Annotated in this window: 20 protein-coding genes; 8 read left to right on the plus strand and 12 right to left on the minus strand. The window is 60.6% G+C overall.

What is annotated here, in order from left to right; translation table 11 throughout:
- Window positions 1-2: 2 nt before the first annotated feature.
- Both IPK17_RS10400 and IPK17_RS10405 read right to left on the minus strand, forming a co-directional pair.
- Complete coding sequence (locus IPK17_RS10400; protein WP_343417624.1) at window positions 3-1,940, minus strand: protein kinase domain-containing protein; 1,938 nt, start codon at window positions 1,938-1,940, stop codon at window positions 3-5.
- A gap of 402 nt (window positions 1,941-2,342) precedes the next feature.
- Entirely contained in the window at window positions 2,343-3,272 is a 930-nt protein-coding gene (locus tag IPK17_RS10405; protein WP_343417625.1) for an alginate lyase family protein, read from the minus strand.
- Between the two features lie 92 nt (window positions 3,273-3,364).
- On the opposite strand from IPK17_RS10405, the gene IPK17_RS10410 reads away from it, so the two are divergent.
- Window positions 3,365-4,099 carry a hypothetical protein gene (locus IPK17_RS10410; RefSeq protein ID WP_343417626.1) on the plus strand — a complete coding sequence of 245 codons (735 nt, stop codon included), beginning with the start codon at window positions 3,365-3,367 and terminating at the stop codon, window positions 4,097-4,099.
- Here IPK17_RS10410 and IPK17_RS10415 read toward each other — a convergent pair.
- The 4 genes from IPK17_RS10415 to IPK17_RS10430 all read right to left on the minus strand — a co-directional run bounded on the left by IPK17_RS10415 (window position 4,096) and on the right by IPK17_RS10430 (window position 7,218).
- Window positions 4,096-5,010: a hypothetical protein gene (locus tag IPK17_RS10415; RefSeq protein ID WP_343417627.1), complete on the minus strand. Its 915-nt coding sequence runs from the start codon at window positions 5,008-5,010 to the stop codon at window positions 4,096-4,098. The two genes, IPK17_RS10410 and IPK17_RS10415, sit on opposite strands and share 4 nt — an antisense overlap.
- 142 nt (window positions 5,011-5,152) lie before the next feature.
- Complete coding sequence (locus IPK17_RS10420; protein WP_343417628.1) at window positions 5,153-6,097, minus strand: hypothetical protein; 945 nt, start codon at window positions 6,095-6,097, stop codon at window positions 5,153-5,155.
- Between the two features lie 28 nt (window positions 6,098-6,125).
- Complete coding sequence (locus IPK17_RS10425) at window positions 6,126-6,440, minus strand: PspC domain-containing protein (protein WP_343417629.1); 315 nt, start codon at window positions 6,438-6,440, stop codon at window positions 6,126-6,128.
- A 499-nt stretch (window positions 6,441-6,939) separates the two neighbouring features.
- Window positions 6,940-7,218: an FHA domain-containing protein gene (locus tag IPK17_RS10430; protein WP_343417630.1), complete on the minus strand. Its 279-nt coding sequence runs from the start codon at window positions 7,216-7,218 to the stop codon at window positions 6,940-6,942.
- A 273-nt stretch (window positions 7,219-7,491) separates the two neighbouring features.
- Between IPK17_RS10430 and IPK17_RS10435 the strand changes: the two genes are divergently transcribed.
- Window positions 7,492-8,901, plus strand: coding sequence for a bactofilin family protein (locus IPK17_RS10435; RefSeq protein ID WP_343417631.1), 1,410 nt, complete (start codon window positions 7,492-7,494; stop codon window positions 8,899-8,901).
- A 355-nt stretch (window positions 8,902-9,256) separates the two neighbouring features.
- Here IPK17_RS10435 and IPK17_RS10440 read toward each other — a convergent pair whose 3' ends face one another.
- Window positions 9,257-9,595 (minus strand): hypothetical protein, encoded by a 339-nt coding sequence (locus IPK17_RS10440; protein WP_343417632.1) that lies wholly within the window; start codon window positions 9,593-9,595, stop codon window positions 9,257-9,259.
- Between the two features lie 141 nt (window positions 9,596-9,736).
- Between IPK17_RS10440 and IPK17_RS10445 the strand changes: the two genes are divergently transcribed.
- The 5 genes from IPK17_RS10445 (at window position 9,737) to IPK17_RS10465 (ending at window position 14,297) form a co-directional block, all read left to right on the plus strand.
- Window positions 9,737-10,750 (plus strand): lysylphosphatidylglycerol synthase transmembrane domain-containing protein, encoded by a 1,014-nt coding sequence (locus IPK17_RS10445; RefSeq protein ID WP_343417633.1) that lies wholly within the window; start codon window positions 9,737-9,739, stop codon window positions 10,748-10,750.
- 10 nt (window positions 10,751-10,760) lie between these two features.
- Window positions 10,761-11,789: an FAD-dependent oxidoreductase gene (locus IPK17_RS10450; RefSeq protein ID WP_343417634.1), complete on the plus strand. Its 1,029-nt coding sequence runs from the start codon at window positions 10,761-10,763 to the stop codon at window positions 11,787-11,789.
- Window positions 11,708-12,058, plus strand: a complete 351-nt coding sequence (locus IPK17_RS10455; protein ID WP_343417635.1) for an FAD-dependent oxidoreductase — start codon at window positions 11,708-11,710, stop codon at window positions 12,056-12,058. Before IPK17_RS10450 ends, IPK17_RS10455 begins: the two co-directional genes overlap by 82 nt.
- Window positions 12,059-12,169: 111 nt before the next feature.
- Window positions 12,170-13,558, plus strand: a complete 1,389-nt coding sequence (locus IPK17_RS10460; RefSeq protein WP_343417636.1) for a UDP-glucose dehydrogenase family protein — start codon at window positions 12,170-12,172, stop codon at window positions 13,556-13,558.
- Between the two features lie 193 nt (window positions 13,559-13,751).
- Window positions 13,752-14,297 carry an arsinothricin resistance N-acetyltransferase ArsN1 family B gene (locus tag IPK17_RS10465; RefSeq protein WP_343417637.1) on the plus strand — a complete coding sequence of 182 codons (546 nt, stop codon included), beginning with the start codon at window positions 13,752-13,754 and terminating at the stop codon, window positions 14,295-14,297.
- Here IPK17_RS10465 and IPK17_RS10470 read toward each other — a convergent pair.
- From IPK17_RS10470 to IPK17_RS10485, 4 genes are all read right to left on the minus strand, one after another.
- Window positions 14,294-16,060: an ArnT family glycosyltransferase gene (locus tag IPK17_RS10470; RefSeq protein ID WP_343417638.1), complete on the minus strand. Its 1,767-nt coding sequence runs from the start codon at window positions 16,058-16,060 to the stop codon at window positions 14,294-14,296. The genes IPK17_RS10465 and IPK17_RS10470 overlap by 4 nt on opposite strands.
- 41 nt (window positions 16,061-16,101) lie before the next feature.
- Entirely contained in the window at window positions 16,102-17,013 is a 912-nt protein-coding gene (locus IPK17_RS10475) for a CE1 family esterase (protein ID WP_343417639.1), read from the minus strand.
- A 160-nt stretch (window positions 17,014-17,173) separates the two neighbouring features.
- The gene (locus tag IPK17_RS10480) at window positions 17,174-17,560 is read right to left on the minus strand and encodes a hypothetical protein (protein WP_343417640.1); all 387 of its coding nucleotides are present in this window, start codon (window positions 17,558-17,560) and stop codon (window positions 17,174-17,176) included.
- Between the two features lie 101 nt (window positions 17,561-17,661).
- A complete protein-coding gene (locus IPK17_RS10485; RefSeq protein WP_343417641.1) occupies window positions 17,662-18,162 on the minus strand; it encodes a hypothetical protein in 501 nt (166 codons plus the stop codon).
- Window positions 18,163-18,341: 179 nt separating this feature from the next.
- Here IPK17_RS10485 and IPK17_RS10490 point away from each other — a divergent pair, with 179 nt between their 5' ends.
- A complete protein-coding gene (locus IPK17_RS10490; RefSeq protein WP_343417642.1) occupies window positions 18,342-19,070 on the plus strand; it encodes a hypothetical protein in 729 nt (242 codons plus the stop codon).
- Window positions 19,071-19,144: 74 nt separating this feature from the next.
- Here the strand turns inward: IPK17_RS10490 and IPK17_RS10495 are convergent, their stop codons facing one another.
- Window positions 19,145-19,759 carry a hypothetical protein gene (locus IPK17_RS10495; protein ID WP_343417643.1) on the minus strand — a complete coding sequence of 205 codons (615 nt, stop codon included), beginning with the start codon at window positions 19,757-19,759 and terminating at the stop codon, window positions 19,145-19,147.
- Between the last annotated feature and the right edge of the window lies 1 nt (window position 19,760).

A 19,760-nucleotide genomic window follows, 5' to 3' on the forward strand; every position in this document is an offset into this window, starting at 1 on the left:
CCTCAACGTCTAGAACGTTTGGGCTTGTCTTCTTCTTCCCATTCGACGACCATGCTGTCGGTGAGTTCGCCATCTTCAGTCAAACGGACGCGGCGGGCAGGACGGCTGTCCAGCAGCTCATCGTCGTCTTCTGCCACGTACTCATCATTCTTGCGTTTGCGCCCGTACTCCTGTTCGATGGCGCGCTGAATAGCGCGTTCGCGCCCGGAAGTCGTCACCATCTCGGCAAAGTTGATCGCCAGCCCGACCCCCCAACCCAAAGACACAATCAACGGCCACGGGAAGGGGATTTCGTTCATCACCGCGCCGATATCCGGCACGCTGCTGCCAAAGAAGAAAATCAGCCACAGCATGGCGTTGATCATGATGTAGACGGCAGCATGTTCGAAGAATTCCGCCCGCTTCTTGAACGGCTTTTCGACGCGGCGGCGGATCTTCTTCAATTCGCGGCGGTCGACGCGCCCCCACCCATCCGGGTACTGGCGGCGGAGTTCCGCGCGGATCGCCTGATAGCGCCGTTCGTCACGACTGCCCGTCGCAAAATGCGTCTCGAACAGATGCGCCGCGAGCCCAGCACCCCACCCGAGCGAGACAATCATTGGCCACGGAAATTCCATCCACTGCAAGAACTGTTGATCAGTGCTGATGAAGCTAAAGCCGCCCGCCGCGCTGAAAATGATCCACAGCAGGGCATTCACCACGATATAGGCGATCAGGTGTCCGGTGAATTCCCCGCGCTTCTTGAAGCGAGCTTCGATGCGCTTACGGAAAGTCTCTTCGGTTTCGTAGGGTGCGAGTTCGTACTCGATATTCTTCTCATTCCAGCTCTCGAAGGCATCGCCGATGGCTTCGCCCGCCTTTTCGATGGCTTTGCCCACATCGGCAAAATCGAACGACGACTCGACGACCACGCGCTTCGGCGGTTCGGGTGCGGCTGGCGGCACCTGGGGCGTTGGTGGGACGGGACCAGCCGCCGGAATCGAGGCGGCCCGGTCACGCTTGGGCTTGCCGACATTGCTCAGCAGTTCGGTCGCGTTGTCTTCGGCGCGGCGCATTTCCAGCAGCGAATCCGAGGCGATATTGACGCGGTTCGGGTTGAGCGTCGCCATGCCCGACGTTTCGACCGCCGCTTTGAAGGCATTTACCAACTCGGTGGCCGTCGCGTAGCGGTCAGCGGGCGACTTGGCCAGCGCCTTTTCCAGCACGGCGGAGACTTCCGGCGTGATCTCCGGGTTGACCTTCATCGGTTCCGGCAGCGGGCGGTAAATGTGATCGTGAATGATGGCAAACGGCGTATCTGCGCTGAAAGGCACCCGTCCGACGACCAGCTCGTACAGCACGACGCCGAGCGAGTAAATATCGGTGCGGTTGTCGAGTTCGCGGCTGCCCATCGCCTGTTCGGGCGAAATATAGTGCGGCGTGCCGAGCAGCATGTCATGGCTGAGCGTGCTTTCGCCCAACTGCGCCATGCGCGCCAAACCGAAATCGGTCAGGAAGGGCGTGCCGTTCACGTCGATGATGATGTTCGAGGGCTTGATATCGCGGTGCAGCACGCCCTGCCGGTGCGCATAATCGAGCGCGTCGGCGATGCGCGGCATCAGGTTGAGGATATCACCCATAGCGAGCGGCTGGTCTTCCAGTACGCCTTTGAGCGTGCGCCCCTCGATGTATTTCATGACGAGGTAGGGTCGCCCCTCGAAATCGGCGAAGTCGAACACGGGGACAATGTGCGGGTGATCGAGGCGCGCGACGATCTGTGCTTCGCGCTCGAAGCGGGCAAGGAAGTTTTTATCTTCCTGGAAGGCCTGATGCATCATTTTGATCGCGACAAAGCGATCCAGCCGCGGGTGATAGCCCTTGAATACGGTCGCCATCCCGCCGTGCCCCATTTGCGCGATCACACGATATTGACCGAGCGTCTGCCCTTCGAGCGAACTCATGCCTCTGACTCCAGCTATTGCACGCCGTCCCATGCCATTATACCCTACCCGAGCCGCACACTATCCTTAATTACGAGCAAACGCGCATAAAGTTGCGCATGCAAGCAATTGATCACGATCTTCTCACAAGGTCACGGCGTGTTAGCAGCGCGTCCAATTTCGGATTGGCGGGCAATGTTGTCTCCCCTCCCTGAATTCGGTTGAGGGCAAGACACGTTTAACAATCGAGAGGATTGTAGGGACGCCCAACGGGGCGTCCGCCAGATCGTGGGCAAAACGGACGCGCCGTTGCGCGTCCCTACGAAATCTGTTTCCCCTCAAACCGGTGCCTTAATGGCTCCCAATGTTAAAACTGTCCCTCCGTCAACTGAATTCGGGGAGGGGACAGGGATGGGGTCGGATTTACCCGAACAGCCCGCGTTTGACCGGGAGGCCGTGCGACAGCGTGGTCAAACCGCCGCCCTGCGGGTTGTAGATCGGGCGGAGGTCTTCGAGCACCGGCTTGAGGTCGCGGTGGCGGGTGTGGCGGTTGAGCATTTCCAGATAGCCACCGTAGCGCCGGAACAGCATCTGCGTTTCGTCCGCGGTGAGGCCTTTGTCCCACTGCCACTTCTCCGGCGTGTAGAAGTAGTAGATCGGGTAGAGTGCCGTCGTCACGACGGAGACGCCGCGCACTGAGAAGTTCCACAGATCGACCCCAGCGTTGTGCGCCAGTTCGGCCATGAGCACGAGCGCCGCCGACGACAGGATCTGGCGATACAGGCTGCCGCCATCATTGCCCTGCACCGCTTTGGGGATGAACCCACGTGGCGACACTTCATCGCGGATCGTCCGCTCGTAGACCTCTACGCCGAGTTTGAACGTGTCTTCATGTTCAACGGCGACGCCCGTCGCCATGACGAGCAGCGCCATCCACAGGTTTTCGACCTGCGTATCCTTGTACGGGCTCTGGCTGAGCTCAGTCACGCGCATTTGCAGCGTGTTGAGAAAGCGCACTTGCTCGGCATAGGTGAGCGCGCGATGATCGCGCAGCATTTCGAACGCCTGCACAAACATGATCGTCTGTGCGACGGTGTCGAGGTAAGTCAGGTCGTCAGACGGCTGCACGTCGATGGCGCGCATCAGCGCCTCGGCGGCAATCTCGCCTGCGCGTTCGTCTTCATTGAAGCGGTAGCGGAACGCGCCCCACAGCGCGACTTCCATCCCGGATTGTTCGCGATCATTGAGCATCAAGTAGGCCGCGCGCAGCGGATCACGATCGCGATCCCGCCGTGCCGCCGTGATATGCTCATGGGTGAAGTACAGGCCAACATGCTGTGGTCGAAAAGTCATATCAATCTATCCACAATTCATTGACAGTAAGTATACCGAATCTGGCTATAATGAGGAAAAGCGATCTTTTTGTAACATGATAGGTGTGCGCTGTGAACGACCCTAAATCGAATCGTCCTGATCAACCGCCCGACTCGCTGCGCTCACCGATTCGCCCGACCGCGCCAACGACAACGACGTCGCGTCCCCGAACGCCAACCCAACCACTCCCGCCCGAGGTTGAAACGCCGACTACGCCGACCAGCGCCCTCAACGCCATTCGCCAGAAGATGGAGCTCATCGCCGATGAGTTCGCGCAGGGCAAAATCAACCGCGCGCAGTTCAACGCCATGTACAAACGCTACAGCGAACAGCGCACCATCATCGAACGACTGCTCGAACGCAACCCGGAAAGCGAAGCGTGGAAACAGGTGATCGGCGTGAAGGGGCAAACTGGCTTCCTGCGCCATCACTTCGAAGCGCAGACGCTCTACTTCTGCGTCTATCACCGCAGCAGCCCACAGCCGATCATGGCGGGCGGCAAGCAAGCGCCAGAAAATGCGGTCATCACGCCCCTGCTCAAAGCGGTCTGGCTGATGAAAGATCGCCCCAAGCAGGCCCTCGGTCGCAAACAGGTGGGCGAAAATAACTGGCTGCTGCTGGCCGTCGGCGATTTCGCGGCGACGGCGGTCATGTTCTCGCTGGAACCGGCCAACGCGCAGGCGCGTCTCGTGCGCGACCTGCACGCCGACTTCGAACGCGCCAATCAAGCGGCGCTCGCCCGCGGCTGGATTGTTCCCGAACGCATGGTATTCCCGCAGCGCGCCCTCGTCGAAGGCGGCTTCTAACTCTCGGCTGAACTGGAGACTTTCACGCTTGGCATGGTGATCATGCGGGTGAGGTTGGTCGCGCACAGCATCCCCGACATCGCGAACACGAGCACGCCCTTGTTGGTGATCGCCAGCGTACCCACCGCCGTATTCGCCGCCAGCGCCGAACTGATCGACTGCGTTTTCTTAGCATCCGCCAGCAGTTCGACCGCGAACCGCTGATGGGTCGGCACGAGCCGCCGCCCGTCATACACGCGGATCATGTTCGAGTCCAGGTCGCCCGTCGCCAGAAACGAGCCATCCGGCGAGCAGGCCAACGCGCCCAGCGTGTAACCTGTCGGCACCCGCTTGACCAACTCTCCATCCCCGTCAAACAACAAAATCTGATCGCCATCGGAGACGAAGACCCCCGTCCCGCCCTCGATGATCGCCAGATGCGGCTGCAGTTCGTCGGTGAGGCGCAGCGGTGTGTCGACGGAAGCAGTATGTACTCCTTGGCGATAGTAGTGCAGCGCGCCCGCGCGATCCAGACCGGCAGTGAGAGCACCATCAAACGCCACCGCGACGAACGGCTGATCGGCGGCGAGGCGCATCTCGACACCCTGCGCTTCGAGCAGCAGTTCCGACTCGGAGACGCGATAGAGCCGCTGCTTGCCGTCCGCCACCTGATAAATGGTCGCTTGGGCGGTCTTGACCAGCGGCAAAGAGATGCCGTTAGGCGCGTGGAGCGTTTTGAGGAAGACACCCCACATGGCGGTCGCGCGCGTCTTGGGGGGATGAATTTGCAGTTCAGTCAGCTTGCCGCCGTTCTGCAATTCCATAAAGTAGACGCGATCCGTGCTCGTCCACGCCGCCAGCAGATTCGGTTTCCCAGCCAGCACATCAATTCTGCGAACGATCCGGTCAGTCAGATGCAAGCGCCACGCCATGAAGTCCCTCGACTGTGTGTTTGGCGCATGTATAGCGCAGTTAGTCGGGCTTGTCGAGAAACTTAACCGCAAATTTACATCTGGTCAGGGGAAACAAGCAGGGCGCACTACCGTGCGCCCCTACATTGGGTATTTTGGGAAATTAACCCGGCACTTCGACGCGGATGCGCCCGGCCGGGACGACGACCGCATAGCGCACGGTGATGGCCGCCGTGTTGATCTCGCGCGATTCCAGCACATCGCCGACCACGAGGTAGTTGTACACGTTCGGATCATGCTGCGGGTCGAAGCCGCTGTTCCCGCGATCCAGTTCCAGACGCGCGGCGACGGTCGCCGGGATGAACAGCGTGAGATCGCCCTGCTGCGTGGTGAGCGTGCCGAGCAGTTCGTTCTGCTCGGAAAACAAGGGTTCGTATTCCGGGAGCGTGACGACGACTTCGCCGCGCCGCGTATTCACGTTGAGGCGTTCGAGGCTCGTCCCGCTCATGTTGAGCACAACGCCGCCATCCTGACCAAGCAGTTCTACGTCGAGCGGCACGCCCACGGGCAGCGTCAGACGCAGCGTCCCCCGCCCAACCGCCTCTAAGCGCGGGAACTCATCCGGTTCGGTTTCGCGCAGCGTGAGCGTGGCCGAATTGTCACCAAGCTGTTCATAGCGCACGTCGACGCGGTTGTCGACGCTGCCGAGGAATTCCCCCGTTACGCGCCCCGCCTCGCCGCTCAGGATGTCAACGCCCGTCGCCAACGCGCTGATGCGAATGCGCAGCAGCGTAATTTCCGGCGCGATGGCCTGTTCAATCGGCTGGCGCGTATCTTCGCGGGTTTGGCCTTCGCGCGTGGAATACGCCGTCAAGCCGATCACGGCGACGACGACCGCGCTCAGCAACAGCGCGATCAACCCGCTGAACGGCAGGCGGTCTTGCAGCAGAAACGCCGCGCCGACCAGCACGAGCAGCACCGGCGCGGCGCGCAGAATCAAATCGAAGACGGTTTCCGGCAGCAGGCCGAGCGTACGCGCCAGTACAATCAGCGCGGCGGCCAGGATGATCAGCCCAAACAGGGGGTTCGTTTTGCGGCGTATGCTCATACGATCTGCCTCAGGAAGAAGACCGCGCTCAGGATGACCGCCCCGCCGCCCAGAAGAGCGGTTCACCAGAGGACGCACGCAGCGACTCCCGGCCAAACCACGCGGCCAAGGTCAGCGCGCACAACAGCACGGCGATGATCGTGGGAAAGCCCCGCCGCCGGGCGATCAGCGATTCCTGGGGGACAAGCCACCAGAGGAGCACATACACCAGCGCGAACGCGCCGCCGCTGACCACCGTCAGCAGCCCAAACAGCAGGCGCATCAGCCAGACATTGATGCGCAGTGCGGCGGCTAACCCCGCGCACACCCCGCCTAAAACGCGATCTGTAAAACTACGAAGCATAACGACTCCGAGAGCAGCAAATGGAGTCCATAATACCGCTAAACGAAGAAATGCGGCAAATCAGGCTTTGGGGTCAACGCAGTCCGAGCAACCTTTCGACCCTCCCCGAATTCAGGGAGGGGAGACAGCAGACTCCGCTAAGGCGACGCTGTTTTCGTAGGCACGCGATTTAGAGGGTGTCTAAAAAGCGCCCAGTTCTTGATGAGACAGATTTTTGTAGGGACAAGGCATGCCTTGTCCTCTCTATCCTTCTCTAGAAGGCGAGGGGCCATTCAGAACGACCCGGCATGCGCTCGTCCCTGTCCACTGGCAAGGGAAAGGATTTGAGGCCTTTTAGACACCCTCTTGATAGCGTCCCACCGGTGATCCTTTTGACACGATATCGCGTCTCGCTGTCCCCAGTTTCACGAGCAGACTGAATATGCGCTTCTCCCGTACACAAGCAAACAAAAAGCCCGCTGACGAGGAGCGGGCTTCAAAAGTGTCACAGCGCCAAGCCCTAGACTTGGGTCGGGACGCGCACCACCGTGACCATCATGCGGATGCGCCCAATTTCAATTTCGTCGCCATCGCGCAGGCGGTAGGGCCGGTGCGCGCTGATCTGGTAGCCGTTAATCCGGGTGCCGTTCGTGCTGTCGAGGTCTTCGATGGACAAGAAGTCATCGTCATGCGTGAGCTGCGCGTGCCAGCGCGACACGCCATTTTCCAGTGCCCGAAACGACGATAAATCCACATCCGGCTGCTGCTCCGCGCCGCCGCCGCCCCGCCCAATCGTCACAGTCTTCTGCAAAGGCAGCGAGATGACGCGGGCTGCGGGCCGCCATCGGCCACATGGATCACCAGACGTAGAGGGGTAACGCTGTCGCGCGTTCGGGTGTCGTCTATGGATTGCTTCTTTGACTGAGATGCAAACAACGCCATCAGATTACCTTCGGGTAGTGCAAGTTGCCTATCTAAACATATTCTAGCCTATACCCTACTTTTTCGGGATTGAGATTTGGCAAGCACTCATCTTCTTACTACAATCGCAGGCGAAAGGTAAGGAGCGTGTATGCGGCGGCTGATCATCGTTGTCGCGCTGATGGTGTTGTTCGGGCAAGTCAACCTGGCGTCAGCGCGGGAAATTCTTCAAGGCGATACCTGCACGGTCGCGGCGGATACCACGATTACAGGCGATGTGTTCGTCGCCTGCCAGCAGTTGATTGTCGAAGGCACGATCACGGGCAGCCTGTTTGGGGCGGCTTTGAGCGGCAGCATCAGCGGGACGGTCGGCAACAGCGCGTATCTGCTCATGTGGCAGTTAGAAGTCAGCGGCACCATTGACGGCGACCTGCACTTTGGCGGCGGATCGGTGCACGTGAAACCCACCGCCACGCTGACGGGCGACGTGATCAGCGCCAGCTTGAGCACCCGCCTCGAAGATGTCGCCGTCCCCGGCAGCATCACGAGCATTGGCTACCAACTGCTCGAAGATGGCTCGGTCGGCGGCGCGATCAGCTTTTGGGGGACGGCGCTGGCCATTGATGGGCAAATCGGCGGCGATGTGAATGCCAGCGTCGGCGACCGCAACTCCATCGGCGCGAGCAACCTGAGCACGCTGTTCAATGTGCTCTTCCGCATCGATCTGATCACGCCCGGCCTGCGCGTCACCGAAGATGCGCGGATCGACGGCGTGTTGAACTACAGCTCGGTCAGCGAAGGCGAAATTGCCGGGCAGTTGACGAATCCACCGGTGTTCGACCCGGTCATCGTCGCGCTCGATCTCGACAACCAGACCGACCTGAATCAGAGTGTCAACGTCTACATCAACCGCGTGCTGCGGGAATTCATCGGCTTGATCCTGATCGGAGCAGTCGGCCTGTTCTTCTTCCCGGCGCAGATCCAGGATCCGCTCTACAGCATTCGCACCCGCCCACTGCCGAGCCTCGGCGTTGGATTGATCACCTTTATTTTGTCGTTTGCCATTCTCTTTGTGGTAGTGGTGCTGCTGGTCGGAATCGTGCTGCTGTTCGCGGCGGTCAACCTGCCGGATATCGCCATCGCGACCGGGCTGTTCTCCGGCGTGATCACCTTGGGCGGCGCGGGCGCGTACTTCTTCGTCGCAATCTACATCTCGCGCGTGATTGTGTGTCTGGCCATGGGACGGCTGATCCTGCGCGTCGTCCTCGGCGAGCGGCTGGAAGGCCGCTGGAACTATGTCGCGCTGGCACTCGGCGTGCTCATCCTCGCGGTGATCAGCTCGCTGCCCATGATCGGCGACGTGTTCAATGCGCTGGCGCTGTTCCTCGGCTTGGGCGCGATCCTCACGCTGGTGCAGCGCGAACTCGATCATGCGCGCCACCCGACGCCGACGCGAGCGCGCAGTGCCGGAACGCTGCAAATCCCGCCGCCCATCCTCGAAGACCTGCCCTCCGGCCCCGGCATGGACAATCTGCCGGATGGGTTCAAGTGGTGGGACTGAGGTCAGGCGATTAGCGATTAGCGGTCAGCCATTTGCAAAAATCGGGAACTTTGTAGGGGCGCAGCGTGCTGCGCCCTTTGTTTATCTCAGGTCAAAAACCTAGACAGGGTGACAATGCGTGGGAGGAAGTGAACCGATAAGTGCGTAGTATAAGCGTGAAACAAGGTTTTAGGTCGATTTTTGAGTTTTGCGGACGCGATAGATCGCATCCCTACGAAAACCAATTAGATTTAGCGGGCGATGTTGGCTCCCCTCCCCGAATTCGGGGTGGGCTTGGAATCAACAGAGGCGACCCGCTTGATCGCCCCTGCTGTGAACTGATTATCCAATTGTGGTTGTTGCTCACGGCTAATCGCTATAAATCGTCAAGATCGCCGTTTTGCAGGCCGCGTTCAAACGCCCGCCCGATCATCAGCACATACTCGATAAACCCGGCGAGTACATCCTCATCCACCATCTTCAGCACTTCGTCGAGCATTTCCTGCGGGGTGTCGTACAGGATTTCAGTCGAGAGGCAGGCCATCGCCTGCATGATCGAATCGCGCGAATCCGGCGGTTCGGTTTGCAGCAAATCGCGATACCAGCGTTCGACGATCGGGTGAACTTGCTCACACGAAGACCCGGCGGCGAGTTCGCGGTTAGCCAAATCCTCAAACTCATCCAGCCAATTCGGATCGTTGGGTTGGTCACTCATACGAATATCCTCAGATCATCAAACGACTATGGAGTAGTGTATGCAGAAAACGGTCTGAACTCAAGGATTTTTGACATGAGCCGTGTAAAAAACGAGTGGGTACTGCTAGAATGAGCTGGATTTGACAGCAAAAGGATCGGCATGTCTGGACGCCAACGGCTGATTACCGTAATCGGGATTGCGGTCAGCGCAATTTTCCTCCTGATCGCGTTTAACGGGTTGAATCCCGCCGCAGTGTGGACGCAGCTTCAAGCCGCGAACCCCCTCCCGATCCTGATCGGGTGCGTGTGGTATTTCACCGGCGTGTTCGTGATTTCGCTGCGCTGGCAGTCGCTGCTGCGCTCGGTGCGCTCCGTCCCGATCCGCGAACTGTTCCAGCTCGTGTGCATTACCTACATGGGCAACAACGTTTATCCCATGCGCGCCGGCGAAGCGCTGCGTGTCGCGCTGCTCAGTCGTTCCCGCAACATTCCGATTGCCCGCAACGCCATGATCGTGCTGCTGGAACGCCTCTTCGACGGCGTGGTGATGGTGACATTCGTCGTCATCGGCCTGCTGTTCGTGGAAGTCCCTGACGAGCGCGTGCGGACGGCCGTCAATATCCTCGCTCCGGCCTTCGTCCTCGTGACGGCAACGTTCTTCGTCGTGGCGCTGCGCCCGGAACTGCTGCGCGCGATGATCCGGATCGTGACGCGCATTCTGCCGGGAAAACTTAGCCAACTGATCGAACATCTCGGCGAAGATATCATCGCTGCGCTCGGTTGCCTGCGCTCCCCCGCCGATTTGCTCAAGAGCGTCGTCTTCTCATACGGCAGTTGGATGCTCGAAGCGTCGACCTACTGGATCGTGTCGCAGGCGTTCAACCTCGGCGTTGACTATCCGACCATGCTGCTCACGCTCGGCATCGTTAACCTCGCCAGCCTGATCCCGGCATCGCCCGGTCAATTCGGCGTCTTCGAATTCTTCTGCATCCTCGTACTGACGACGATTGGTATCGCCGAACCCCAGGCCAGCGCCTTCGCCGTGACCATCCATCTGGTGATCTGGCTGCCCGTGACGGTCGCCGGGTTCATCTTCCTCGCGCGGCGCGGCCTCGGTTGGGGCGCCATCACCCACGCGAGCGATCTCGAAAAAGAAGCGGCGGCGGCATCTTAAGGATATAGGCATGAAAATCGCAATCATTGGTGCGGGTGTGACGGGCATGGCCGCGGCGTGGGATCTCGTCCGCGCCGGGCATGAAGTGACGATCTACGAAGCCGAAAGCGCGGTCGGTGGGCTGGCGGGCGGCTTCCGCGACGACCACTGGGCGTGGTCGCTGGAGAAGTTCTACCACCACTGGTTTCAGTCCGATATCGACGTGCTCAAGCTCGCCGAAGAGATGGGCGTCCGCGACCAGATCCTCTTCCCACGCCCCAAAACCAGCTTCTGGATTGACGGCAAAATCCTGCGCTCGGAGATTTCCCCGTCGGCGCTGTTCCTGCCGCTCTCGCTGATCGCCAAGCTGCGCTTTGGCGCGGTCGGAGCGTTCGTCAAGCTGTTCCCGTTTTGGAAGCCACTGGAACGCGTCACCGCCGACGCCTTCTTCCTGCGCTTCATGGGTGAAGAAGCCTACGGCAAGTTCTTCCGCCCGTTGCTGATCGGCAAGTTCGGCGAACAGTACGACAAGGTCAACATGGCGTGGATGTGGGCGCGCGTCAAGACGCGCACGCTGCGCCTTGGCATCTTCACGGGCGGCTTTCAAGCGTTCCTCGATACGATGGCCAAGGCGATCACCGACCGGGGTGCAAAGATATGTCTGAATACGCCCGTCGAGAAGATCGAATTGGTGAACATGCAGCCTACGCTCACCATCAAGGGCGAACAACACAGCTTTGATCGTGTGCTGACCACGACCTCGCCCAAGCTGCTGCTGAAAATGGCGCCCGCGCTGGCGAACACCAACTATGGCGATCAGGCGGCCAACCTGAGCAGTATCGGCGCGCTGTGCGTCATTCTGGCGACCAAACAGCAGTTACTGACCGATGGCACCTACTGGCTCAACCTGCCCGCCAACAGCCCGGACAAGAAAAGAGCCGCTTCCCGTTCCTCGCGCTGGTCGAGCACACCAACTGGATGGACAAAGCGAACTACGGCGGCGATCACCTGCTCTATCTGGGCGATTATGTCCCCGCCAATCACGAATACTTCCGCCTGACCGATGAGGAAGTGGTCGAGCGGTTCACCGCGGCGCTGCCGACGATCAACCCATCGTTCAGCAAGGACTGGATTCGCAAGGCATGGGTGTTCCGCGCGCCCTACGCGCAGCCCGTCCCTTACATCAATCACAGTGAGGATATCCCCGCGCTGCAAACACCGCTGCCGGGCGTCTTCTGGGGCAGCATGAGTCAGGTGTATCCGTGGGATCGCGGTACCAATTACGCAGTCAGAATGGGACGTGAAATTGCCCACATGATGCTAAAGTAGGTGTAGAGTTTAAGCAGCTAAAAGTGACAGTCGTTCTTCCACTTTAGGCAAACGATAGTTCTTTCAGGTGTTATTGATACACTATCGAAAGTCATCATAAGAAGGCGGTCTATGAAAATCATTGTCGTCGGAACGGGATTCGTCGGGTTGACCCATGCGGCTACCACAGCCGAATATGGTCACGAAGTATATGCCTATGATATCGACCAGACACGCATCGAGGCGTATCAGTCGGGCGATCACGAGCGCATCAATCATTACGTGAATGAACCGGGACTGCCGCAGATCATCGAAGAAACGATGAATCGCTACCTGTTCTTCACCACGGACATCGAATCCATCATCGAAGGAACAGACGCGATTTTCCTGTGTCTGCCTACGCCTCCGCGCATTGACGGTTCGTCCGACCTGAGCTTCTACTTCAACGCTCTGAGTCACATCGCTTCTCTGCTCGCCAAGCGCACCGATCAGCGGCGCGTCGTGCTCATCAACAAGAGCACGGTGCCGATTGGCACCGGACGCAAGCTGGAAGCGATCCTCAAGCAGCACAACGTGCCGAATGCAGGCATCGCCTCCAACCCGGAATTCCTGCCGGAAGGTGACGCCGTGGAGAAGTCGCGCAAGCCGGATCGCGTGGTCATCGGCGCGGACACGCCCGACGATTTCTCGATCGTGCGGCGCATCTATTCGCAGTTCGTCAACCATGTGCGCATCCGCTACATCGAGACGACGCCGGAAACTGCCGAAGCGATCAAGTATGTGGCGAACACGCTGCTGCTGACCTACATCTCCTTCTGGAACGGTGTCGGCGCGCGCCTCGGTGAAACCTTCGAGAACGTGCGGATGGAAGACCTCAAGCGCGGCGTGACCGCCGACGGGCGCATCAGCACGTGGGGCTCGTACGTGTCGAACGGCGCGGGCGGCTCGTGCTTCGGCAAGGACATCCAGTCGCTGATCTACCAGCTCAAGACGGCGGGCCAGCAAGCGGATCTACTGCAATCGGTCTACCACATCAACGAATACCAGAAGACCTATCTGGTCGACCGCGCTGTGAACGAAGCGGGCGCGAAGTTCAACCACAAAACAGTTGCCCTGCTCGGCCTGTCGTTCAAGCAGCGCACGAATGACATGCGCGATTCGTCGTCGCTCAAGGTGGTCGAAGCCCTGCTGGCGCGCGGCGTGAAGGAAATTCGCGCGTACGACCCGCTGGCGCTGGCGGAAGCGCGCAAGTTCTTCAACCCGGAAAACAACCACCTGTTCGAGAAGATCACGTATCACGACTCGGCACGGGAAGCGCTGGCCGGCAGCGATATGCTGTTCATCTCGACCGACTGGGAAGAATTCCGCGGGCTGTCGCGCACCATCGAACAGTGCGTGCAAGCGCCGTACCTGATCATGGACGGCCGCCGGATGATCCCCGATTACAACGAGCTGGTCGCGCGCGGTTACAGCTACCTCGCCGTCGGTTCGCCATATCTGGCGGGTCAGGCCAACAGCTAGATCAGCTTTCCGAAAATCCGAGTGTAGGGGCAGACCTATGTGTCTGCCCACAACGGGCGCACACACAGGTGCGCCCCTCCGATTCGCATGAACAAAGCTCCCGATCATTTATTGGTGAAAACTGAACAAGGCACACGCCGAGGGGTTGTCCTAGAATAATACGGGTCAATTTACCTGTTTGGGAGCTGTTTCCATGCCGATCCGTCTCGTCGATCCAGCGGCTGACGCCCCTGCCCTGCAAGCGATTTACGCGCCTTATGTCACCGACACCGTGATCTCGTTTGAGGTCGAGGTGCCGAGCGTCGACACGATGCGCGAACGCATCCTCAAAACGCTGGACATGCACCCGTGGCTGGTCTATGAGCAGGACGGCGCGGTGCTCGGCTATGCCTACGCGGGCAAACATCGCGACCGTTCCGCCTACCAGTGGTCGACGGACGTCTCCGTCTACGTGCGCGGCGATCAGCACCGCAAGGGCATCGGGCGGGCGCTGTACAGCGAATTATTCGACCTGCTCAGGCGGCAGGGCTTTTGCAACGCCTTCGCCGGCATCACCCTGCCCAATGCGGCGAGCGTCGGCGTACACAGCGCGCTCGGCTTCACTATGATCGGCGTCTACCCCAAGGTCGGGTACAAGTTCGGTCAGTGGCACGATACCGGGTGGATGGGCTTGCGCCTCCAGCCTGACGATCACGAGCCGACGCCGCTGATCCCGATCCACGACCTGCTGCGCGCCTAATCGAACGGCGGGCGCGGCGCTTCCGGCGTGAAATCATAGTAGATGTGGTAAACGCCCACCTGCGCGGACTGATACGTCACACCGCGTGCGGCGAACTGCGCCTCCAGCCAAGCTTTGACCTCGGCCACGTTTGCCGTGATGTAGGCGATGCGGTCGGCGGCCTCCGTCGCTTGCACGTATGGCAAGTAGCGATCATCGGCAGGCGTGTAGCTCAGATCGGGCTTATAGGAGAGCGCGGCGCTGTACTGCATCCGATCCCCGCTCAGGAACGCCAACCGGAACGACACCCAGTAATTCGTGTAGCCGTGATACAGCTCATGCTCGTCGAGGAACGCGATTAGTTCAGCATCCCATGTGTTGGGAATGTGCGTGTCGAGGTTGAACTGCGTCGTGAAGCCGGGCGGATTGTTGGAGGCAGCCGTCACCTGTCCGATCAGGTTGTAGCCGAGCACCACGGTGATCAGCGCAACCGCCACAACGCGACGACGCCCCCACAGCCCGTCGATCAGCGTGCCGAGCACGACCGCCAGCGGCAGGATCACCGGGAGGAAGTAGCGCCCGGTCGGGTCGATGCTGAAGCGCGACGCCACGAACAGCACGCAGAACAGACCGATCATGCCGAGGACGAGCGGGCGGGCGTCAGGAACCTCCCTTTTCTGAGTAGAGGCGAGGCTTGCCTCGACCGTGGGCGGGGCTTGTCCCGCCCCTACAGAAGCAATTAAGGGGGTTGGGGCGTCAGGTTCAGACCGCAACGATTGCGGCGCACGTGCCAACCGCACAATCGCCAGCAGATAGATCAGCAGCACGCCGACGCCGAGCACAGGCAGCACATACACGGGTGACCACGGAAAGCGCAGCCCGAACACAGCGGGCAAGCCGAGAAAGATCAAGCCGAGGATGCGCTCGGGAAACGGCAGCGGCGGGATATCGGTCCCAGCGAACTCTCCGCGCTCACCACCAACCAGATAGAAGCGCAGCGGCGCGAAATCATTGGCGAAGTTGAACCCCCACCACGCCGCGCTGCCAATCACGAAGAACGTGGCGGCGATGAGAATCCCCAACAGGAGCCCCACCCCCTCGCCCCCTACCCTTATCCCACGCCAGCGGGGGAGAGGGAGGCTCGGCGACTCTGTTTGCTCCCCTCCCTGAATTCGGGGAGGGGCTGGGGGTGGGGTCAGGTTACGCACAAACTGCCAGAGGATGAATAGGCCGACGGGCAGCGCAAAGGCGATGATCAGCCCGTTCGCCCACCAACCAATGCCCGCCGCCAGTCCAAGCGCCGCCCAGCGCCACCACGAGCGGCGGTGCGCGCCCGCCACCTCATAGCCGAACAGCAGCACGAGGTTGCCGCACAACAGCATCTCATTGTAGCCACCGAGCGTGGCGGTGGTATACAGCGCGAACAGCACGGGCGGCAGCGCGAGGATCAAGCCCGTCACGGCGGCGATGATCGGCTTGCCCGAAACCCGCCACGCGAACAGATAGCCCGTCGCGACGATCAGCAGATAGAGGAACGCCTGCACGAGGCGAATCGTCAGCACCGACTCGCCGAGTAGTTGGAAGCCGATCGCCACCAACCACGCGTCGAGGCTCCCCATGTACGCCTGCCCATAGAAGAAGACCGGGCGCTCGCCCTGCAAAATGTGCCGCGCCATCAACGCGACAACCGCCTCATCCGAGTGGAACGAGACGGTGTTGCTTGCCAGCAGCACGGCGCGGGCGATTAAGGCGATGAGCAGGATGACGAGCAGATGGCGGCGCATGGGCAACTCCGGGCGTGTATCAGTCTGCGCCTACTATAGCGTCATAAACCGAAAGCCTCGATAAAGAGTTCCGTCGCGCTGATATCCTGCGTGACGATCCCGTTGTTGGTCAACCGCAGACGCAGCGAGGTGTCGCCCGGCCACCCGTGACCGCCATTGGCGATTCGGTAGACCTGCACGGGCGCGGCGCAGTCGGCATACGTCGTCAGCGTGACCTGTGCGTCGTCGTCCACACTATCGGGTAGCGCGCTGCGCTCACTGGCGTCCGCGCAGCCATTGGCCGCCGTCCACACGCTGATCGTGTCCTCGGCGGAGACGACCGTCCCATAGTCGCCGCGCCGCGCGCCTGCGCCAACAATGCCGCCCGCAAACGGCATGAGCGGATCGGCTTCGCCAAAAACCATGACAGCGGGAATCGGTTGGCTTGGCGCGCACGCGTTGTAGATCGGATCGGGCAGATTGGCGACGACGGTCATGAACCCGGCGAGCTGATCCGCCATTGCGCACGCATAGCGAAACGTCATCATGCCGCCGTTGGATATCCCGGTCATGTACACGCGGTCTATGCGGTACTGCACTTTCAATTCGTCGATGAGCGCGGTGAGAAAGCCGACATCGTCCACGCGCTGACGGATGGCAATCTGCAAGATCGCCGTGCGCCCATCGTTCCAGCCATTGCCCACGCCGTTCGGGTAAGCGACGATGAACCCGTGCTCATCCGCCGCCACATTGAAATCGGTGGTGCGCGCCATATTCTCCGCAAAGCCACCGCCCCCATGCAGCGCGATCACCAACGGCACGGGCTCCGTCCCGTCATAGCTGGCGGGCACATACACAAGGTAGGTGCGCTCGTAGCCGTCGTGCAGCAGCATCCCGTCGCTGATCGACTGTGCGGAGACCGTCACGGCGCTGGCCAGCAGCACAAACAGACTGAGCAGAAGTACTCGCTTCATGTGAATCCTTCCCCTTGAGTAAACCACGTCCCCGACTCTACCGGGCACTTGTCAAGCGGATACTGCCGGTGTGTTAGTGCTACGAATGGTCGCCGCGCCCAGAAAGCTCCTTTTCTGCAATCAATTGCCGGACAGAGCAGTTAGCGAACTGTTGCCGCCATCAGCGCAGCGACGCGACCACGGCTTCAAGCTGTGCGGTGAAGGTGTCCCACGTGCTGGTCGGGGCGCTCCCCGCCACATAGACGATCTGGTCGTTCACTGGGATGGCGCGTGACAGCGTTTGCGTCGGCTGATCACAGTTGGGCGCGGTCGGCGGGTCGGCGGGGAGAGTCGCGAGATGGATCAACGCGCAGCCATCCGGCGCGGCGAACGTGACGGCAGGGGCGGCCTCGGCAGGCGCATTAATCGCCCGCCAGCCTGCGGGAATGAGCGCGCTGAAGGCAGCATTCGTGTAGCGGTCGCCGTCGACCACCACCGCCGCGCCCGGCGTCTGCCGCAGCACCTCCGGCATTTCGCTCGGCACGCAGGCAAAAAGAACAAGACTCAACGCAAAGACGCCAAGACGGAAAGACGCCAAGAAGATAATCTGATAAGAACTCCTTTGCGCCTTTGTGTCTTTGCGCCTTTGCGTTAGGCAGTTTGCTTGATTCATGGGGCGCGATTGGGGGTGTCGGGATTGGTCGCCATAGTGCGCGACGCCTCGTCGCCGCAGTGGACGAACCCCGCCCACGCGACCACCTTCCACACGTCGGCGGACTCCTGCTCCACGCGGTAATAGCTGCACACGCCGCTGAAGCCCGTGCCAAACTCGTACGTCGCGATTAAGTCGACATCCCACGCGCTGTTCCCATCAGGGGTGGCGCGGCGAAAGACCGCCTTGATCAGCTTGCCCCACTCGGACGGCGTATAGCTGGCAATACACGCCGACACACTGCCATTCGGGCAGTTCGCCGCCACGTAGGCCAAGAGCGCCGGGGAAAGATAACTTTCGGCAGTGGCGTCGTCGCCGCTGCCCGCCGCGTTCATAAAGGCGGTCGCCGCCGCGAACGCCGGATGCGTGTTGCTGGGGGTCAACGCCAGTGTGATCACAATGACAAGGATCACGGAGGCGACGATGATGCCCGCGATCCAGAGACTTCGATTCCGCATACGTCCTCAGTTTCGTTGATGGGCGCCGCACGCCGCCCAACCTGCGCGCTCATTATAGCGCACAGATCAGCGCACATGGAGGCTGTCACTAAGGGTTGCATGAGCGCAGCGCCGGAAGTCTGGAAGACTCTGTTACGCGTGTGGTAACAATAGACGATTGACTGTTTATATGGTGGGATATGCAGCGTCTAATTTCGTGGAATCCGCTCGATCAAGCGCGGTTGTTGATCTGGTTATTTCTTCATCCGCAAGCGTTTATCGCCTACGAACAGCGTGCGCACGAAGGCAAACGCAGCGCCGTGGGCGCGTGGTTAGCCAGCACGCTGACGTGGCTGCCGCTGTTCATCGCGGCGCTCGGCCATGCGCTGGGCACCGTGCCGAACGCCGCCTGGTGGTGGTGGGTGATCGTCGCCGTGATCCTCATCGGTTGGGCGATTACGGGGTGGATCGGCGCTGTGGAGAGCAGTCGGGAAAATCTGCTGGCGGGCTTCGTCGCCTTCGTGATCGCGCTGCCGATTGTGCTCGCCGTCACCGACCGCCTGCTCGTGAGCCTGTTCATCATCTCCGCGGGGGTGATCGCGCGCGGCGTGGCGGTCGTGGCGGCGCTGGGACGCACCAGCGGCATCAGCGGCGGCGTGGGGACCGGGCTGGCCGTCAGCCTCGCCATCGTGATCGCGGGTGGTCTAGCCGCGGGCGCGCAGCTCATCATCGGCGCGGTGGTCGTCGTCGGCGGCGCTTATCTGCTCGGCAAAAGCGTCGCCAATACGATCCGCAAAAACCGCGAGACCGGGCGCGCCTCATGGCAGGGCAAGCTGATCTTTGGGGCGCTCTTGCTCTCGTATCTCACACTGATTTGGTTGTATTTGCTAGGGGGTTGGTACGTTCTGTTTGAGATCGTACAGAGCTAAGAAAGAAAACAAATGTTCTACTAAAGATCGATTTTAAAGCGAAGTCCGAAGACTTCGCGCGAAAAAAAAGAGCGTTACGGTTTGATGAGCGCCAGCACGTGCGACAGGCGCTTCAGGTCATGGGAGAGCAGTTCCGCCAGCCGCCGACCGGAGCGCACTAGAAACTCGTAGCGCTCGTTTTCCGGGTAGGCGAAGGACGCATAGCGCAGCGCCGCCGCCAGCAGTTCGTCCGACGGGACTTCTTTGGCGTTGAGCACGAGCCGGAAATAGTCGAAGCGCCGCGTGAACACATACACCTCATCCGCACTCATCAGCTCGACTTCGCACAGGCTCATCGGCGGGCGCGGCGGCAGACTTTGATACATCGAGCCGCGTTCGATGAAACCGATGCTGATCGCGCAGATTTCGACCGGGACGAGGCGATTTTCGCGCTGGTCGATGAGCGTGTTGTTGTCCACATAGCTCGCCATGACCAGTTCCCGCGCCAGCGGATCGTCGTCAATGCGGATGGCGTAGATCAAACCGATGGCACACAGCGCCTGATCATCGGACAGCGGCACTTTGACGAACGAGCCAAACGTATGCCGCTCATCGATTCGGCTGCCGCGCGTCCCGCAGTCAAAGCCGGTGGTGCTGGCGCGCAAAACACGCCCGACGACGTTTCGGTTTTCTTCCCGAGCAAGTGCCATA

This window comes from Candidatus Flexifilum breve (assembly GCF_016713355.1).

What these genes read in the sequence shown, in the direction of transcription:
- IPK17_RS10420 (WP_343417628.1), bottom strand. Translation starts at nt 6,097, where the DNA reads ATGAGCATACGCCGCAAAACGAACCCCCTGTTTGGGCTGATCATCCTG.
- IPK17_RS10405 (WP_343417625.1), bottom strand. Translation starts at nt 3,272, where the DNA reads ATGACTTTTCGACCACAGCATGTTGGCCTGTACTTCACCCATGAGCAT.
- IPK17_RS10445 (WP_343417633.1), top strand. Translation starts at nt 9,737, where the DNA reads ATGTCTGGACGCCAACGGCTGATTACCGTAATCGGGATTGCGGTCAGC.
- IPK17_RS10400 (WP_343417624.1), bottom strand. Translation starts at nt 1,940, where the DNA reads ATGAGTTCGCTCGAAGGGCAGACGCTCGGTCAATATCGTGTGATCGCG.
- IPK17_RS10470 (WP_343417638.1), bottom strand. Translation starts at nt 16,060, where the DNA reads ATGCGCCGCCATCTGCTCGTCATCCTGCTCATCGCCTTAATCGCCCGC.
- IPK17_RS10435 (WP_343417631.1), top strand. Translation starts at nt 7,492, where the DNA reads ATGCGGCGGCTGATCATCGTTGTCGCGCTGATGGTGTTGTTCGGGCAA.
- IPK17_RS10490 (WP_343417642.1), top strand. Translation starts at nt 18,342, where the DNA reads ATGCAGCGTCTAATTTCGTGGAATCCGCTCGATCAAGCGCGGTTGTTG.
- IPK17_RS10465 (WP_343417637.1), top strand. Translation starts at nt 13,752, where the DNA reads ATGCCGATCCGTCTCGTCGATCCAGCGGCTGACGCCCCTGCCCTGCAA.
- IPK17_RS10485 (WP_343417641.1), bottom strand. Translation starts at nt 18,162, where the DNA reads ATGCGGAATCGAAGTCTCTGGATCGCGGGCATCATCGTCGCCTCCGTG.
- IPK17_RS10450 (WP_343417634.1), top strand. Translation starts at nt 10,761, where the DNA reads ATGAAAATCGCAATCATTGGTGCGGGTGTGACGGGCATGGCCGCGGCG.
- IPK17_RS10495 (WP_343417643.1), bottom strand. Translation starts at nt 19,759, where the DNA reads ATGGCACTTGCTCGGGAAGAAAACCGAAACGTCGTCGGGCGTGTTTTG.
- IPK17_RS10475 (WP_343417639.1), bottom strand. Translation starts at nt 17,013, where the DNA reads ATGAAGCGAGTACTTCTGCTCAGTCTGTTTGTGCTGCTGGCCAGCGCC.
- IPK17_RS10460 (WP_343417636.1), top strand. Translation starts at nt 12,170, where the DNA reads ATGAAAATCATTGTCGTCGGAACGGGATTCGTCGGGTTGACCCATGCG.
- IPK17_RS10455 (WP_343417635.1), top strand. Translation starts at nt 11,708, where the DNA reads ATGGACAAAGCGAACTACGGCGGCGATCACCTGCTCTATCTGGGCGAT.
- IPK17_RS10415 (WP_343417627.1), bottom strand. Translation starts at nt 5,010, where the DNA reads ATGGCGTGGCGCTTGCATCTGACTGACCGGATCGTTCGCAGAATTGAT.
- IPK17_RS10440 (WP_343417632.1), bottom strand. Translation starts at nt 9,595, where the DNA reads ATGAGTGACCAACCCAACGATCCGAATTGGCTGGATGAGTTTGAGGAT.
- IPK17_RS10425 (WP_343417629.1), bottom strand. Translation starts at nt 6,440, where the DNA reads ATGCTTCGTAGTTTTACAGATCGCGTTTTAGGCGGGGTGTGCGCGGGG.